Origin of the sequence: Kocuria varians, from assembly GCF_006539885.1 — a bacterium.
Classification (GTDB): domain Bacteria; phylum Actinomycetota; class Actinomycetes; order Actinomycetales; family Micrococcaceae; genus Kocuria; species Kocuria varians.
In genome coordinates this window covers 70,107-84,262 of sequence record NZ_BJNW01000007.1, presented here as the reverse complement: position 1 = coordinate 84,262, position 14,156 = coordinate 70,107, and the positions used below count along the sequence as shown (strand labels likewise).

Genomic DNA, 14,156 nt, shown 5'->3' with positions numbered 1-14,156 from the left:
GGTGGCCGGCCTGCGCCAGAGGGGCGGTAACGGGCCCCGAAACGCGGGTTGGACCGCCCCGGAACGGGCCGCGAGGAGTATTCTTGAAGCATGAACAAAGACGTTCTGAACACCCCCCCCACCGCTCCCGTCCTCGTGGGCATCGACGGTTCCGACATCGCCCTGAGGGCGCTGGACCGTGCCCTCACGGAGGCCCGCGCCCGCCACGTGCCGGTGCGCCTGATCACCTCCTACCCACTGCTCGCCGTGGGCGAGCCCGGCCTGGAGGCCCGCTTCCACGAGGCCGTGGTGGCGGAGAGCAAGAGCTACCTGGCGGCCGCGAGCGAGTACGCCCGTGAGCAGGCCCCCGATGTCGAGGTCCAGGAGACTCTCGGCGAGGGCGACGCCGCCCGCGCCATCCTGGAGGAGGCCAAGGGGGCGTGCCTCGTCGTGACCGGCAAGCGCGGCAAGGGCGGTGCCCTGCGCGGTCGGCTCGGCTCCGTCTCCGCGGCCGTCGCGGCGCACAGCCCCGTGCCCGTGGTCGTGGTCCCGCCCAGCGCCGCGCAGGACGCCTCGGACGCGGACATCGTGCGCCGGGAGGCCCGCGCCGCTGAGGACGTCCGGCTCCCGGACCCGCGCGAGAAGGACGACGACCGGCCCTCCGCGTCCGAGACCGATTACACCGGCTCCGTGGTCGTGGGCGTGGACTCCTCCGGCGAGAAGAACCCCGCCGTGGCCGAGGCCGTGAAGTACGCCGTGGCGCACGGTGCCGCGCTGAGCATCGTCTCCGTCAACGGCGCGCTCTCCGGGACCCCCGGGTGGTTCCAGGACCAGTACAGCCGGCCGTACTACTTCCAGGAGGCGCTCGAGAACCTCTCGGAACTGGCCTGCCGCATCTCCGAGCGCGAACCGGGGCTCACCGTCACGCAGCACGCCTTCCTGGGCCGCCCGGGCCGCGTGCTCACGCAGGCCACCCGCACCGCGGACCTCGTGGTGGTGGGCTCCCGCGGCATCGGCGGTTTCACCGGGCTGCTGATGGGCTCCGTCTCCCAGGCGGTGCTGGGTGCTGCGGCCGGGCCGGTGATGGTGGTCCCCAGCGGCCGCTGACCCCCCCGAGCACATGATCCGACCCCACGACTCCCACACGGAACAGGCAGGTAGAGAAGACATGACGCAGAACATTGTGGTGGCGTACGACGGCTCCGACCACAGCGAGCGGGCCCTGGACTGGGCCATCGCGGACGCCCTCGAGCAGCAGCTCCCGCTGAAGATCGTGCTCTCCACGGGGAGCCAGACCGGGCTGGACCAGTCGATCTACGGCGCGTTCGCGGAGGCCCTCCAGGAGGAGTCGGAGCGGCTGGCCCGCGCTGCCGTGGCGAAGGCGAAGACGGCGGGCGTCACCGCCCAGGGCGTCATCGAGCGCGGCGACGCCGCCGGCGTGATCGTCTACGAGGCGAAGGACGCCGCCCTGGTGGTCATGGGCAAGCGCGGTCACCACGGTATCCGCGGCCGTGTGGGCTCGGTGTCCTCCGCGGTGGCCGCCCACTCCACGGCGCCCGTGGTGATCCTGCCGGAGAGCTGGAACCCGGACGAGCGCGAGACCCGGCCGGAGGGCGAGACGTTTGCCGGCGCCGTCGTCGTGGGCGTGGACAAGCTCGGCACCGAGAACAAGGCCGTGGGTGTGGCGGCACGCTACGCCGCGGACCACGGCCTCACCCTGGCGGTCGTGAACGTGGTGCCCACCACCGGCTACCTGCCGGTCAACTCGTACGAGCTCGAGCAGACCGTGCAGGAGCAGCTCAAGGCCCCGGCCCAGGAGCTCACGGACCGCGTGGCCGAGGAGCTGCGGGGCCAGTACCCGGGGCTCGACGTGGCCACCCGCGTCCTCGAGGGTCGCCCGGCGGATGCCCTGGTGGACGCCTCCCGCACCGCAGACCTGCTGGTCATGGGCACGCGCGGCTACGGCGGGTTCCGTGGGCTGCTGATGGGCTCCGTCTCGCAGGCGGTGCTCGCGGACGCGGAGTCTCCGATGATGGTGGTCCCCACGGCCAAGAAGTGAGTGGGGCGGGTGGTCGGCGGGCCGCCTGAATATGCATACGCATTGAGATGATGACGACGGCGCGGGGCCAGGTCCCGCGCCGTCGTCGTGTCCGCTCCCGGGCGCGGGCAGGCCCCCGGCGTGGCCTGGACGCACGAGAACAGGGTGCAGGACACCTGATGTCGATGAGCTGGAGGACCCCGTGAGAACTGCCGAACAGACACCGACCCTACTGCGGCGGGCCCTGGTGGGAGGTGCGCTGGGCGCGGTCCTGGTGGCCGGCGTCGTCACCCCCGCCCAGGCACTGGATGTGCCGCCACGGCCCTCGGAGGGCGCCGTGCAGGACCAGGCGGACCTGCTCACCCCCGACCAGGAGAAGCAGCTCAACCACCTGATCGGGGACAAGAACCGGGAGAACGAGTACATCCGCGCCGCGGTGCTCACCGTGGACGACACCCAGGGCGAGGACATCGAGGACTACTCCCGCAAGGTCGCCACGGACTGGGGCGTGGGCGAGGACGGCCGCAACAACGGAGTGCTGATCGTCGCGGACATGGGCGAGCGGAAGCTGCGCATCGAGGTCGCGGACGGCGCCCGCGAGGTGCTCTCCAACGACGACGCCCGGAGCATCATGGAGGACAAGCTCGAACCGGGGTTCAAGGACGGCCAGTACGCCGAGGCCTTCACGGACACCGTCACCGAGGTCTACGACGAGGCCGATCCCCAGGCCGCCGCGGACCGGGCCGCCTACCACCGGACGCTCATGACGATCCTGTTCAGCGTGCTGGGGGCCGCGGCCGTGGCGGCCATCGGGTTCTTCACGGTCAGGGCGAGCCGCACGCGGCGGATCCGAGAGCGGGCGGACCGCGAGATCGAGCAGTACCAGCGGGAGCACCCGGACGAGGAGATCACCGAGGGCATGCGCCGCGCCTACTACCGGTACCGCGCGCAGAACCGGAAGGCCCCGGGTCTCAACGACACACCCCGCAAGGGCAGGGACAAGGACGGGATCGAGCACGAGATCCAGTACGCTCCCACGTTCCAGTCCTGGCTGCCGCTCTACGTGATGTACCCGGCCGTGTACAGCGGGAGCACCTACACGCCGTCCGCCACGTCCTCCTCCTACGGGGGCGGTGCGTCCAGCTCCTTCGGTGGTGGCGGCGGCTTCACCGGGGGCGGGGCGTCCGGGAGCTTCTGAGGACTGCGGGGCTCAGACGGCGGCGTCGAAGACGTTGAGGTAGCGCCGGATCCGCTCGCTCTCGGAGGCGAAGAAGTCCTCGGGCGTGCCGTCGAAGCCGATCCCGCCGTCCGCGAGGAACACGATGCGGTCCGCGACCCGGCGCGCGAAGCCGATGTTGTGGGTCACGACCACCAGGGAGCGGCGCTCGCGGGCCAGGCCCTCCATGACCCGGATGACCTCCGCCCCGAGCTCGGGGTCCAGGGCGGAGGTGGGCTCGTCGAAGAGCAGGTAGTCGGGCTCCACGGCCAGCGCCCGGGCGATCGCCACGCGCTGCTGCTGCCCGCCGGAGAGGTTGTCCGGGTACTCCTCCAGCCGCTGGCCCATGCCCACGGACTCCAGCAGCTCCACCGCGCGGGTCCTGGCGGTGGCACGGTCGCTCTTGCCGTTCAGCGCCGGGGGCATGGCCACGTTCTCGAGCACCGTCTGGTGCGGGAACAGGTTGTAGCCCTGGAAGACCATGGCGGAGCGGCGCCGGATCGAGGAGATCTGCCGGCGGGTGAGCTTGCCGCCGAACTCCACCGCGTCCCCGTTGATCTCCAGCCGCCCGGACTCGGGCACCTCCAGCAGGTTCATGGTGCGCAGCAGGGTGGACTTGCCGGAGCCGGAGGGGCCCAGGATCACGGTGGTCTCACCGTTGCGCAGCGCGAGGGAGATCTCCCGCAGGATCGTGGTCTCCCCGAAGCTCTTGGAGACGCGGGTCAGCTCAAGCATGGGAGCTCCTGATGTAGCGGTTGGAGACCCGCTCCAGGCGGGACTGCGCGAAGGACAGCACGGTGAAGATGGCCAGGTAGATCACGGCCACCTCCGCGTACAGCGCCAGGGGCTGGAAGTTGGTGGCCGCGATCTGGCGGCCCACCTGGAACACGTCCGCGAGGGTGATGACCATGACCAGGGAGGTGCCCTTGACCAGGTCGATCAGGTCGTTGCCGAGCGGCGGCAGGGCGATGCGCAGCGCCTGGGGTGCGATCACGTGCCGCACGGTCTGCCACCCCGTGTAGTTCAGGGTGCGGGCGGCCTCCAGCTGCCCGCGGGGGATGGACTGCACCGAGGCGCGCAGGGTCTCCGCCGCGTAGGCACCGGTGTTCAGGGTGAACGCGAGGATCGCGGAGGTCCACGCCGAGAGCGTGATCCCGGCGGCCGGCAGACCGTAGAAGATGATGAACAGCTGCACCAGGATCGGGGTGCCGCGGAACAGCCACACGTAGAACCGCGAGAGCCACTGCAGGGGCCGGATCCGGCTCAGGCGCATGACGGTGGCGAGCACCGCGACCACGAGGGCCAGCACGAAGGCGATGATGCTGAGCGGGATGGTCACCTTCACGGTGGCCGCCAGCAGCTGGGGCAGGGAGTCGGCCCAGAGGCCCAGGAAGTCGGTCATGGCTCCGGTGTGAGGTCGGTGGACACGTACTTCTCGTAGATCTTGGCCAGATCTCCGTTGTCCATGTGGGTGGTCAGGGACTTGTCCACGGCCGCACGCAGCGTGGGCTGGTTCAGGGCCATGAGGACCGCGGACTCGGAGGCGTCACCGACCTGGCCGTCCAGCAGCCGGATGTGGACGTCCGGGCGCTGGTCGAAGAACGCCTGGAAGGTCACGAAGTCGTTGGCGGTCATGTCCACGCGCCCGAAGGACACGAGCATGATGGCCTCGTCGAAACCCGCGGCCGGGACGAGCTGCGCGCCCATCGCGGCCATGGTCTGCCCGAAGTTCGAGGTCTCGGTCTGCGCGGAGGTGTGCCCCGCGACCTGGTCCACGGAGGTCAGCGGGGAGTCCGCCGCGACGCCCGCCCGGCCCTGGGAGACGGCGTAGGGGATCGAGAAGTCGAAGTTCTTCCGGCGCGCCTCGGTGGGGGCGATGTTGTTCATGACCAGGTCGTAGCGCCCGGCACCCACACCGGCGATCAGCGAGTCCCACTGGGTCTCCACGTACGTGGCGCGGACGCCCAGGTCCTTGGCGATCAGGTCACCGATCTCCTTCTCGTAGCCCACCAGGGCACCGGAGGAGTCGTGGTAGCCGTACGGGCGGAAGGTTCCCTCCATGCCGATGCGCACCTCGCCGGAGCGCTTGATCTTCGCGAGGGCGTCCTCCGGGGCGGCGGAGGACGCGGAGGCGTCCGAGCCGCCGTCGGAGGAGCACGCGCTCAGCAGCGCGGCGAGCCCCGCCAGACCGGTGCCACTGAGCACGGTGCGTCGCGTCGGACGATGAGACTCCACGGGGGCTCCCGGTGCTCAGGCGGCGTCGAGGGCCTGGGCGAGGTCCGCGAGAAGATCCTCGACGTCCTCGATCCCCACGGCCACGCGCAGCAGGTTCTCGGTCAGGTGGGCGAGCTCGCGGTCCTCGGAGGAATATGCCCCGTGGGTCATGGACGTGGGCAGGCAGATCAGGGACTCGATGCCGCCCAGGCTCACCGCGAAACCGAAGACCTTCAGTGCCCCCAGGAAGGCGCGGACGTCCTTGTCCGGGGTGAGCTCGAAGGAGAACAGGGCGCCGGGGCCGTCCGCCTGGCCCTCCTGGATGCGCGCCTCGGCGTCGCTGTAGGAGCCGGGGACGAGCACCCGGGCGACCTCGTCACGGCCGCGCAGGAACTCGACCACGCGCCGCGTGTTCTCCTGCTGCCGGTCCAGGCGGATCCCGAGGGTCTTCACGGACTGGATCAGCCGGTAGGAGTCGATGGGGGAGAGCACCCCGCCCGAGACCATCTGGGCCAGGTGCACCTGCTCGGCCAGGGGGTCGTCGTTCGTGCTCACCACGCCGCCCAACAGGTCCGCGTGCCCGCCCGGGTACTTGGTGGCGGACTGGACGGTGACGTCCGCGCCGAGCTCGAGCGGTCGTTGCAGGTACGGGGTGAGGAACGTGTTGTCCACGACCACCAGGGCGCCGTGGCGGTGGGCCAGATCCACGACGCGGCGGATGTCCGTCACACGCAGCGTGGGGTTGGAGGGAGTCTCGAGGAACACGATGCGGGTGCTCTCGTCGAAGTCCTCGTCCGAGAGGCCGTTGAGGTCGTCGTGGAAGTGGGTGGTCACACCGCGCTTGGGCAGCTCGATGGTGGCCCAGCGGTAGTTGCCGCCGTAGACCGGCAGACCCATGATCACGGAGTCACCGGAGCTCAGGGTGCCGAGCACCGCGCCGGTCGCCGCCATGCCCGTGGCGAAGGCGAAGGAGTGCCGGGCACCCTCCAGAGCGGCCAGCGTGGTCTCCGCGTCTGTGCGGGTGGGGTTGGAGCCGCGCTGGTACTCGAACGGGCCCTCACCGCCCTCGGTGGGCTGCAGGAAGGTCGACGCCGTGTAGATCGGAGGCACCACCGCGCCCAGGCTGACGTCGTGGAGCGCGTGGATGGTGCGGGTGGTGAAGCCGGGCAAGGAGTCCTCCGTCGAAGTGGTCAAGGGAGTCAGGTCTGCACCGTTCCAGCACCGTAAAGCGAGATGTGTTGCGTCAGAAGACGCGGTGCGGGGATGTGCCCGGGTGCCGCCCGCGCGGGTGCCGCGGTCCGGTTCCACGGCACCCGCGCGGCGGTCGTGGGGAACCGTCTTGGCCCCCGCGACCCGAGCGGGCCGCAGGCTTAGCCGACGGCGTCGAGCAGCGTCCGGTGCAGGGTTGTGTCCCCGGTGAGCTCGGGGTGGAAGCTGATGCCGAGCACGCTGCCCTGGCGCACCGCCACCACGGCCCCGCGGTGGCGGGCGAGGACCTCCACGCCCTCTCCCGTGCGCGTGACCTCCGGTGCCCGGATGAAGGCGGCGCGCACGGTGGCGCCCTCCGCTCCGCTCGCGGGGTCGGGGGCCAGCCAGTCCAGCGCCACCTCCTCGGAGGCCACCTGCGAACCGAACGCGTTGCGGTTCACGGTCACGTCCAGGACCCCCAGGGACTGCTGGCCCGGCGCCGGGTCCTCGATCTGCGAGGACAGCATGATCAGCCCGGCGCACGTTCCCAGCGTGGGCAGCCCGCCGCGGATCGCGTCCCGCAGCGGCTCGAAAAGTCCGAACGTGCGGCACAGCCGGTCCACGGTGGAGGACTCGCCGCCGGGGAGGATCAGGGCGTCGAGGGCCTGCAGGTCCTCGGGGGCGCGCACCTTGACCGCGCGGGCGCCCAAGGATTCCGCGGCACGCATGTGCTCGACCACCCCGCCCTGCAGGGCCAGCACGCCGACCACCGGTGCCGCGGATCCGGGGGAGCCGCTCACCAACCGCGCTCCGCGAGACGGTGCGGGGCCGGGAGGTCCGAGACGTTGATGCCGACCATGGCCTCGCCCAGGCCGCGGGAGGCCTCCGCGATGCGGGCGGGGTCGTCGTAGTAGGCGGTCGCCGCGACGATCGCGCGGGCGCGCTCGGCGGGGTTGCCGGACTTGAAGATGCCCGAGCCCACGAACACGCCGTCCGCGCCGAGCTGCATCATCATGGCGGCGTCCGCCGGGGTGGCCACGCCGCCGGCCGTGAAGAGCACGACGGGCAGGGAGCCGGTGCGGGCCACCTCGGCCACGAGGTCGTACGGCGCCTGCAGCTCCTTGGCCTTGACGTAGAGCGCGTCCGGGGCGGCGGCGTAGACGGCCTGCAGCTCCGCGATCTGCGCGCGGATGGTGCGGATGTGCTTGGTGGCCTCGGAGACGTCCCCGGTGCCGGCCTCGCCCTTGGAGCGGATCATGGCCGCGCCCTCGGTGATCCGGCGCAGCGCCTCGCCCAGGTTGGTGGCGCCGCACACGAACGGGACGTCGAAGCGGTGCTTGTCGATGTGGTTGACGTAGTCCGCGGGGGAGAGCACCTCGGACTCGTCGATGTAGTCCACCTTGAGGTGCTGCAGCACCTGGGCCTCCACGAAGTGCCCGATCCGCGCCTTGGCCATCACGGGGATGGAGACGGTGTCGATGATCTGCTCGATCAGGTCCGGGTCGCTCATGCGCGCCACGCCGCCCTGGGAGCGGATGTCCGCGGGGACCCGCTCGAGCGCCATGACGGCCACGGCGCCGGCGTCCTCGGCGATCCGCGCCTGGTCCGGGGTGACCACGTCCATGATCACGCCACCCTTGAGCATGTCCGCGAGGCCGCGCTTCACCAGCGGCGAGCCGGTCACGGGGGTGGGGTTCTGGTCCGAGGTGCGGGTCGATTCAGTCATGGGTCCATCGTCGTCCGGGGAGTGGTCCAGTGGTAGGGCCATAATTGACCGAAACGACTGGTCCACGCCGGGCGGTCGTGGCATCGACTGTCAGCGAGCACAAGGAGTCCCCGTGCGCCATCCCCGGGATGCGGACCTTCCCCTCACCGCGGACCGGGCCTCCGAGGTGCCCCTGGGGGAACAGCTCGTGCGGCAGATTCGCGACCTCGTGGCGCGGGGTGTGCTGCATCCCGGCGACCCGCTGCCGTCCTCCCGGGCGCTCGCCGCCCGGCTCGGCATCTCCCGCGGTACGGTCACGGCGACCTGGGACGTGCTCACCGGGGAGGGCTACCTGGTCGCGGACCGGGGGGCCACGCGGATCACGCCGTCGCTGTCCCCGGTGCCGGCGCCGTCGTCGTCCCGTTCGACGACGACGCCGCCCGCCCCCGTCCCCGGTGCCCCCGCCGTGGTCGCGGCACCCGAGAAGGGGGCCCGGGTGATCGACCTGCGCCCCGGCGCCGGGCCCGTCACCGCGCTGGACACCCCCGCCTGGCGCGGCGCGTGGCGGGACGCCGCCGGCGCCACCGCCCGGGGTCTCGGGGCGGGGACCTCCCTCCAGGCGCACCTCTCCGACCACCTGCGGCTGAACCGCGGGATCGTCCGCGCACCGGAGGAGATCCTGGTGACCGCGGGCGTGCGGGACGGGCTGCAGCTCGTGCTCCGCGTGCTCGGCGTTGCCCGCCGCAGGATCCTGCGCGTGGCCGTGGAGAACCCCGGCTACCCCGCGCTGCGGCGCGTGGTCGAGGCCGCCGGGCATCTCGCGCTGCCCGTGGCGGTGGACCACCACGGGCTGGACCCCGCCGTGCTCCCCGCCGGCTGCTGGGGTGGTGACGGTCGGTGGGACGTCGCCGTGCCCCCGGACGTCCTGGTGGTCACCCCCGGGCACCAGTACCCGCTGGGCGGCACCATGCCCGTGAGCCGTCGCCTCGAGCTCCTCGCCTGGGCCCGTGAGCACGGCGCGGTGGTGGTCGAGGACGACTACGACTCCGAGCTGCGCCACACCGGCCAGCCCCTGCCCGCCCTCGGTGCCCTGGATGCCGCGGGGGACACCGTGGTCACCCTCGGCAGCTTCGCCAAGGTGCTGGGCGGCTCCGCGGCCCTCGGGCACCTCGTGGCGCCCGCGCCGCTGCTGCCCGCGCTGCTGGAGACCCGCGCCGCCCTGGGGTCTCCCGTGTCCCTCGTGGCCCAGGACGCGCTCGCCCGGTTCATGGCCTCCGGCGAGTTCCAGCGCCACACCGCCCGGATGCGCCGCTCCTTCCGACGACGCCGCTCGCTCGTCGCCACCGCGCTCGCCGACCTTCCCGGGGCGGCCGTGGTGCCCATGGCCGGGGGAGCGCACGCGGTCGTGGAGGTGCGGGACGAGGACCGTGTGCTCGGCGAGGCACAGGAGAGAGGGGTGCTCGTGAGCGGGCTGCGGGGGTACTGGACCGCGCGTCCCGGTGAGGCGGGGCCGGGAGGCGGGGCCGCGTCGTCGCCGTCGGCGGAGGGGCTCGTGCTGGGGCTGACGGTGTCCGACGAGGAGCTGACGCGCGGCACCGCCGTGCTGCGCGCGATCCTGCGCCGGGCGGCCGGCTCCTAGGGAACTCCCGGGGCCCCTCTCGTTAGACTGGGCGGGACCACCACGGCAGATCAGGAGTTCCAGCGTGCCCGAGCAGATTTCCGCACCGCACGGCGGGGAGGCCCGCAACCGCCCCGCGGGGGCGGACGTGCGCCACGACCTGTGGGCGCCCACGCTGCTGCGGGCCGTCGTCGCCCTGGTCTTCGCGGCCGTGACCGTGTTCTGGCAGCGGCCCACCCTGGAGGGCGGGCGCTGGGTCATGGCGTTCTTCCTGGTGGGCACGGGTGTCTCCGCGGTCTTCCTGCAGATGCGCCTGAACCGCCGCGAGGACGTGGACCTGGGTGCGAGCCGCAGCATCCCCCAGTCCTACGGCGTGCTGTACGTGCTCGGCGGGGCACTCACGGCGGTCGTCGCCGGCAGCGACTGGCTGTTCGTCCTGTGCTCCGCGGTGATCCTGGGGCTGTGCGGGATCACGGAACTGGTCCTGGGCATGCGCTTCCGGCACGAGTTCCCGCTCGGCCGCGACTGGACCCTGTGCGGCGTGGTCAGCGTGTTCGCGGCCATGGGCATGGTGCTCGTGGAGCCCCTGGGGACCAAGGCGGAGCTCGGGATCGCCGGCGGTGCCGCCATCCTCATCGGCGTGAGCCAGCTGATCGCCGCGCTGAGCCTGCGCCACGACGCGCGGGCGGCGGACGAGGCCCCTCGGGGCCCGGAACGCACGGCCTGACCGCGTAGACTGACATGTCGGGTTGACGGGCGTCACCCGCTCCCGCACCACACCGAGAGCACCGCCAGGAGGAATCACGTGGCCCAGCGCAGTGAGCACGACGGCCGACGCAAAACCGACATCAAGGGCCCCCTGGTCATCTCCGTGGTCCTCGCGGTCGTCGCCTTCGTGGTCGTCTCCACCGTCGCCGCGGGCGGCACCGAGAACACCGCACGTGTGGGCCTGGGCCTGATCGCGGCGGGCATCGCCTTCATCGCCTCGGTGGTCGTGTGCGCCACCCTCATGCTGCTCGAGAAGCCCAACGCCGAGGAGCTCGGCCAGGGCACCGGTGTGAACCGCTCCTCCGCCAAGATCTTCGCGGAGAACAAGGCCCGGCGCGAGGCCGAGCGGGCCCGCACTCAGAACGACGCCGCCAGCGGCACCGCGGAGCGCCCCGCCGCGACCACTGACGAACCGGAGTTCGGCCAGCGCGTGCGCCCGGACACCACCGGCGAGGAGCCGGGCTCGAGCGCCCGCTGAGCACCGCCTGACGTGCACGGGCCCTGTTCCAGCACACACGAACTGCCCCGGAGAACCTGAGGTTCTCCGGGGCCGTTTCCGTGGGTGCCATCTGGTGGCAGCGCGGCATCGGGCGGCGTGCGCCGGGGTCGGCGAGTCCCGGGCGCCGCAGGGGCGGCCCGGCGGGGCCAGAGCTGGTCCGGCCCTGCCAGGCTCAGCGGGCGAACCGCCTCAGCCGCAGCGAGTTGAGGACCACGAACACCGAGCTGAACGCCATGGCCGCACCGGCCACCATCGGGTTCAGCAGGCCCAGGGCCGCCACCGGGATGGCCACCGTGTTGTAGGCGAAGGCCCAGAACAGGTTGGACTTGATGGTTCCCAGCGTCTTGCGGGACAGCCGGATGGCCAGGGGAACGGCGGTCAGCTCGCTGCGGACCACGGTGATGTCCGCGGCCTGCATGGCGGCGTCCGTGCCGGAGCCCATGGCGATGCCCAGGTCCGCGCGGGTGAGCGCGGGGGCGTCGTTGACGCCGTCGCCCACCATGGCCACCACGTGACCCTGCGCCTGCAGGTCTTCGATGGCCCGGACCTTGCCGTCCGGGGTGACGTCCGCGATCACGTCCTGCTCGCCGATGCCCACGCGGGCGGCCACCGAACGTGCCACGGCGGCGTTGTCACCGGTGAGCAGCACCGGGCGCAGGCCCAGCCGGCGCAGCTCGGCGATGGCCCCCGGGGCCTCCTCCTTGACGGTGTCCTGCAGGTCCACGAAGCCGGCCAGACGGCCGTCGATGGCCACCAGGATGGTCGTGGAACCGTTCTGGCGGGCGAGGCGCAGCGCCTCGGTCTCCTGGGCGTCGAGCATGACCCCGTTCCTGGCCAGCCACGACTCGCGGCCCACCACCACGTGCCGGGCGTTCATGCCGTCCGGGACATATCCGCGGACGCCTCCGCCCGGGGCGGACTCGAAGCGGGAGACCTCGTAGCGGTGCGGCGTGGCCGCAGCGATGGCCTGCGCGATCGGGTGCTCCGAGTAGCGCTCCACGGCCGCCGCGAGGTCCAGGACCTGGTCCCGGGACCACGAGTTCAGCGGGGTCACGCCGCTCACCGCCATGTCCCCGTGGGTCACGGTGCCGGTCTTGTCGAGCACCACGGTGTCCACGGAGCGGGTGTCCTCGAGCACCTCCGCGGAGGTGATGAGGATGCCCAGCTGGGCGCCGCGGCCGGTGCCGGTGAGCATGGCGGTGGGGGTCGCCAGGCCCAGGGCACAGGGGCACGCGATCACGAGCACGGAGACCGCCGCAACGAACGCGCGGTTGAGGTCACCGGTCACGAGCAGCCAGACCACGAGTGTCAGCAGGGCGATCCCCATGACCACCGGGACGAACACGGACGAGATCTTGTCCGCGAGCCGCGCCACGGGGGCCTTGGTTGCCTGGGCGCGGGCCACGGTGCGGCTCATGGACGCGAGGACGGTGTCCGACCCCACGTGCGTGGCGCGGGCGAGCAGGCGGCCCGTGGTGTTCACGGTGGCGCCGGTCAGCTTGTCCCCGGGGCCCACCTCCACGGGGACGGATTCCCCGGTGAGCATGGAGGCGTCCACGGCGGACTCGCCCTCCACGACCACGGCATCCGTGGCGATCTTCTCGCCCGGTCGCACCACGAAGGTGTCCCCGACCTGCAGCTCGGCCACCGGCACGGTGCGCTCGGTGCCGTCCTGGGCGACGACCGTCGCCTGCTGCGCGCCCAGGTCCAGCAACGCCTTCAGGGCCTCGCCGGAGCGGGACTTGGCGCGTGCCTCCAGCCAACGGCCCAGCAGGAGGAACGTGGTGACGAGCGCGGCGGACTCGAAGTAGAGCTGGTGCCCGGACATGTCCATGGGCATGCCGAGGTGGGCGTCTGCCGTCATGCCGGGATCGGCGACCAGGTGCCACAGGGAGAAGAGGTATGCGGCGGCCACGCCCAGGGACACGAGCGTGTCCATGGTCGTGGACAGGTGCCGCGCGTTCACGGCGGTGGCCCGGTGGAACGGCCAGGCCGCCCACGTGACCACGGGCAGCGCCAGCACGGCGGCCACCCAGCCCCAGTGCGGGAATTGGGTGCCCGGGACCATGGACATCACGAACACGGGCACGGAGAACGCCGCGGCCACCCAGAAGCGCTTCCTGAGGTCGTCCATCCGGCGCTGGGCGGGGGTCACCTCCGCGGCGGGGTCGCGGTGCTCGTTCGCGGGGGTTGCCGAACGCTCGGGGGCGTCCGGCTGGTCGCCGGAGCCGGAGGGGCGGCCGGTGCGGGTGTCCCCGGCCGGTGTGGGGGCCTCCGCGGTGCGCGGTGACCCGGAACTCGCGGTGGGGCGGGGTGCGCGGGCGCGCGCGGCGTCGTCGTCCCCGGGCTCCGGACGCGGTGCGGCGCCGTCCGCCGCGGACGACGACGCCGTGCCGCCCGTCCCGGAGCCGCCGCCCGTGGCGGACGTGGTCGGGGCGTCGGAACCGGAGGGCTGCGCCCCGCCGGTGATCGTGGCCTGGTAGCCGGCGCGCTTGACGGTGTCGAGGATCTGCTCGTCCGAGACGTCCCGCGGGACCTGCACGGATGCGGACTCGAGCGCCAGGTTGACCGAGGGCTTCACGCCGTCGATCTTGCTGAGCTTGCGCTCGATCCGGCCCACACAGGACGCGCAGGTCATGCCGGTGATCTGGAGGTCCAGCTCCCGCAGGGGCCCGTGGACCTCCCGGTCGATGGTGGGGGTGGAGGACGTGGTGGGATCAGGCAACGCTGTACCCCGCTTCCGCTACGGCCTCCGTGATCTCCGCGGGAGCCAGCTCGCGGCTGCTCTCGATGGTCACGGGCGAGACCCCGCCGGAGTGCAGGTCCACGTCCACGGCGGTCACACCGGGAACCTCCGCGAGCTCCTCCTTCACGGACGAGACGCAGTGGCCGCAGGTCATCCCGGCAACGTTCACGGTGGTGGTCATGATG

Annotated in this window: 14 protein-coding genes; 6 read left to right on the top strand and 8 right to left on the bottom strand. The window is 72.3% G+C overall.

The features are described from left to right. Nucleotides 1-90: 90 nt before the first annotated feature. The 3 genes from KVA01_RS05315 (at nt 91) to KVA01_RS05305 (ending at nt 3,215) form a co-directional block, all read left to right on the top strand. Nucleotides 91-1,086 carry a universal stress protein gene (locus tag KVA01_RS05315; protein ID WP_068467327.1) on the top strand — a complete coding sequence of 332 codons (996 nt, stop codon included), beginning with the start codon at nt 91-93 and terminating at the stop codon, nt 1,084-1,086. Between the two features lie 61 nt (nt 1,087-1,147). After that, entirely contained in the window at nt 1,148-2,038 is an 891-nt protein-coding gene (locus tag KVA01_RS05310; RefSeq protein ID WP_068467325.1) for a universal stress protein, read from the top strand. Between the two features lie 181 nt (nt 2,039-2,219). Then, a complete protein-coding gene (locus tag KVA01_RS05305; RefSeq protein ID WP_231860539.1) occupies nt 2,220-3,215 on the top strand; it encodes a TPM domain-containing protein in 996 nt (331 codons plus the stop codon). A 12-nt stretch (nt 3,216-3,227) separates the two neighbouring features. On the opposite strand, the gene KVA01_RS05300 is transcribed toward KVA01_RS05305, so the two are convergent. The 6 genes from KVA01_RS05300 to pdxS form a co-directional block, all read right to left on the bottom strand. After that, on the bottom strand, nt 3,228-3,968 hold the full coding sequence (locus KVA01_RS05300) for an amino acid ABC transporter ATP-binding protein (protein ID WP_068467323.1): 741 nt from the start codon (nt 3,966-3,968) through the stop codon (nt 3,228-3,230). After that, nucleotides 3,961-4,635: an amino acid ABC transporter permease gene (locus KVA01_RS05295; protein ID WP_068467321.1), complete on the bottom strand. Its 675-nt coding sequence runs from the start codon at nt 4,633-4,635 to the stop codon at nt 3,961-3,963. The genes KVA01_RS05300 and KVA01_RS05295 overlap by 8 nt, the downstream gene beginning before the upstream one ends. Next, the gene (locus tag KVA01_RS05290) at nt 4,632-5,468 is read right to left on the bottom strand and encodes a transporter substrate-binding domain-containing protein (protein ID WP_068467320.1); all 837 of its coding nucleotides are present in this window, start codon (nt 5,466-5,468) and stop codon (nt 4,632-4,634) included. The genes KVA01_RS05295 and KVA01_RS05290 overlap by 4 nt, the downstream gene beginning before the upstream one ends. Nucleotides 5,469-5,483: 15 nt before the next feature. Then, the gene (locus KVA01_RS05285) at nt 5,484-6,617 is read right to left on the bottom strand and encodes a trans-sulfuration enzyme family protein (RefSeq protein WP_068467318.1); all 1,134 of its coding nucleotides are present in this window, start codon (nt 6,615-6,617) and stop codon (nt 5,484-5,486) included. Nucleotides 6,618-6,817: 200 nt separating this feature from the next. Then, complete coding sequence (gene pdxT, locus KVA01_RS05280; protein ID WP_371858568.1) at nt 6,818-7,435, bottom strand: pyridoxal 5'-phosphate synthase glutaminase subunit PdxT; 618 nt, start codon at nt 7,433-7,435, stop codon at nt 6,818-6,820. After that, nucleotides 7,432-8,361, bottom strand: a complete 930-nt coding sequence (pdxS, locus tag KVA01_RS05275; protein ID WP_068467315.1) for a pyridoxal 5'-phosphate synthase lyase subunit PdxS — start codon at nt 8,359-8,361, stop codon at nt 7,432-7,434. Before pdxS ends, pdxT begins: the two co-directional genes overlap by 4 nt. 112 nt (nt 8,362-8,473) lie before the next feature. On the opposite strand from pdxS, the gene pdxR reads away from it, so the two are divergent. The 3 genes from pdxR to KVA01_RS05260 all read left to right on the top strand — a co-directional run bounded on the left by pdxR (nt 8,474) and on the right by KVA01_RS05260 (nt 11,204). Next, on the top strand, nt 8,474-9,979 hold the full coding sequence (gene pdxR / locus KVA01_RS05270; RefSeq protein ID WP_141269212.1) for a MocR-like pyridoxine biosynthesis transcription factor PdxR: 1,506 nt from the start codon (nt 8,474-8,476) through the stop codon (nt 9,977-9,979). Nucleotides 9,980-10,043: 64 nt separating this feature from the next. Further along, entirely contained in the window at nt 10,044-10,685 is a 642-nt protein-coding gene (locus KVA01_RS05265; protein WP_231860538.1) for a hypothetical protein, read from the top strand. A 78-nt stretch (nt 10,686-10,763) separates the two neighbouring features. After that, entirely contained in the window at nt 10,764-11,204 is a 441-nt protein-coding gene (locus KVA01_RS05260; protein WP_068467311.1) for a hypothetical protein, read from the top strand. 193 nt (nt 11,205-11,397) lie between these two features. Here KVA01_RS05260 and KVA01_RS05255 read toward each other — a convergent pair whose 3' ends face one another. Together KVA01_RS05255 and KVA01_RS05250 are read right to left on the bottom strand one after the other, a co-directional pair. After that, a complete protein-coding gene (locus KVA01_RS05255) occupies nt 11,398-13,950 on the bottom strand; it encodes a heavy metal translocating P-type ATPase (protein WP_141269210.1) in 2,553 nt (850 codons plus the stop codon). After that, entirely contained in the window at nt 13,943-14,152 is a 210-nt protein-coding gene (locus KVA01_RS05250; protein WP_068467308.1) for a heavy-metal-associated domain-containing protein, read from the bottom strand. The genes KVA01_RS05255 and KVA01_RS05250 overlap by 8 nt, the downstream gene beginning before the upstream one ends. Nucleotides 14,153-14,156 lie beyond the last annotated feature (4 nt).

Excerpts from the sequence above, each read along its gene's own strand:
- KVA01_RS05295 (WP_068467321.1), bottom strand. The coding sequence starts at position 4,635 with ATGACCGACTTCCTGGGCCTCTGGGCCGACTCCCTGCCCCAGCTGCTG.
- KVA01_RS05250 (WP_068467308.1), bottom strand. The coding sequence starts at position 14,152 with ATGACCACCACCGTGAACGTTGCCGGGATGACCTGCGGCCACTGCGTC.
- KVA01_RS05300 (WP_068467323.1), bottom strand. The coding sequence starts at position 3,968 with ATGCTTGAGCTGACCCGCGTCTCCAAGAGCTTCGGGGAGACCACGATC.
- KVA01_RS05315 (WP_068467327.1), top strand. The coding sequence starts at position 91 with ATGAACAAAGACGTTCTGAACACCCCCCCCACCGCTCCCGTCCTCGTG.
- pdxS (WP_068467315.1), bottom strand. The coding sequence starts at position 8,361 with ATGACTGAATCGACCCGCACCTCGGACCAGAACCCCACCCCCGTGACC.
- KVA01_RS05310 (WP_068467325.1), top strand. The coding sequence starts at position 1,148 with ATGACGCAGAACATTGTGGTGGCGTACGACGGCTCCGACCACAGCGAG.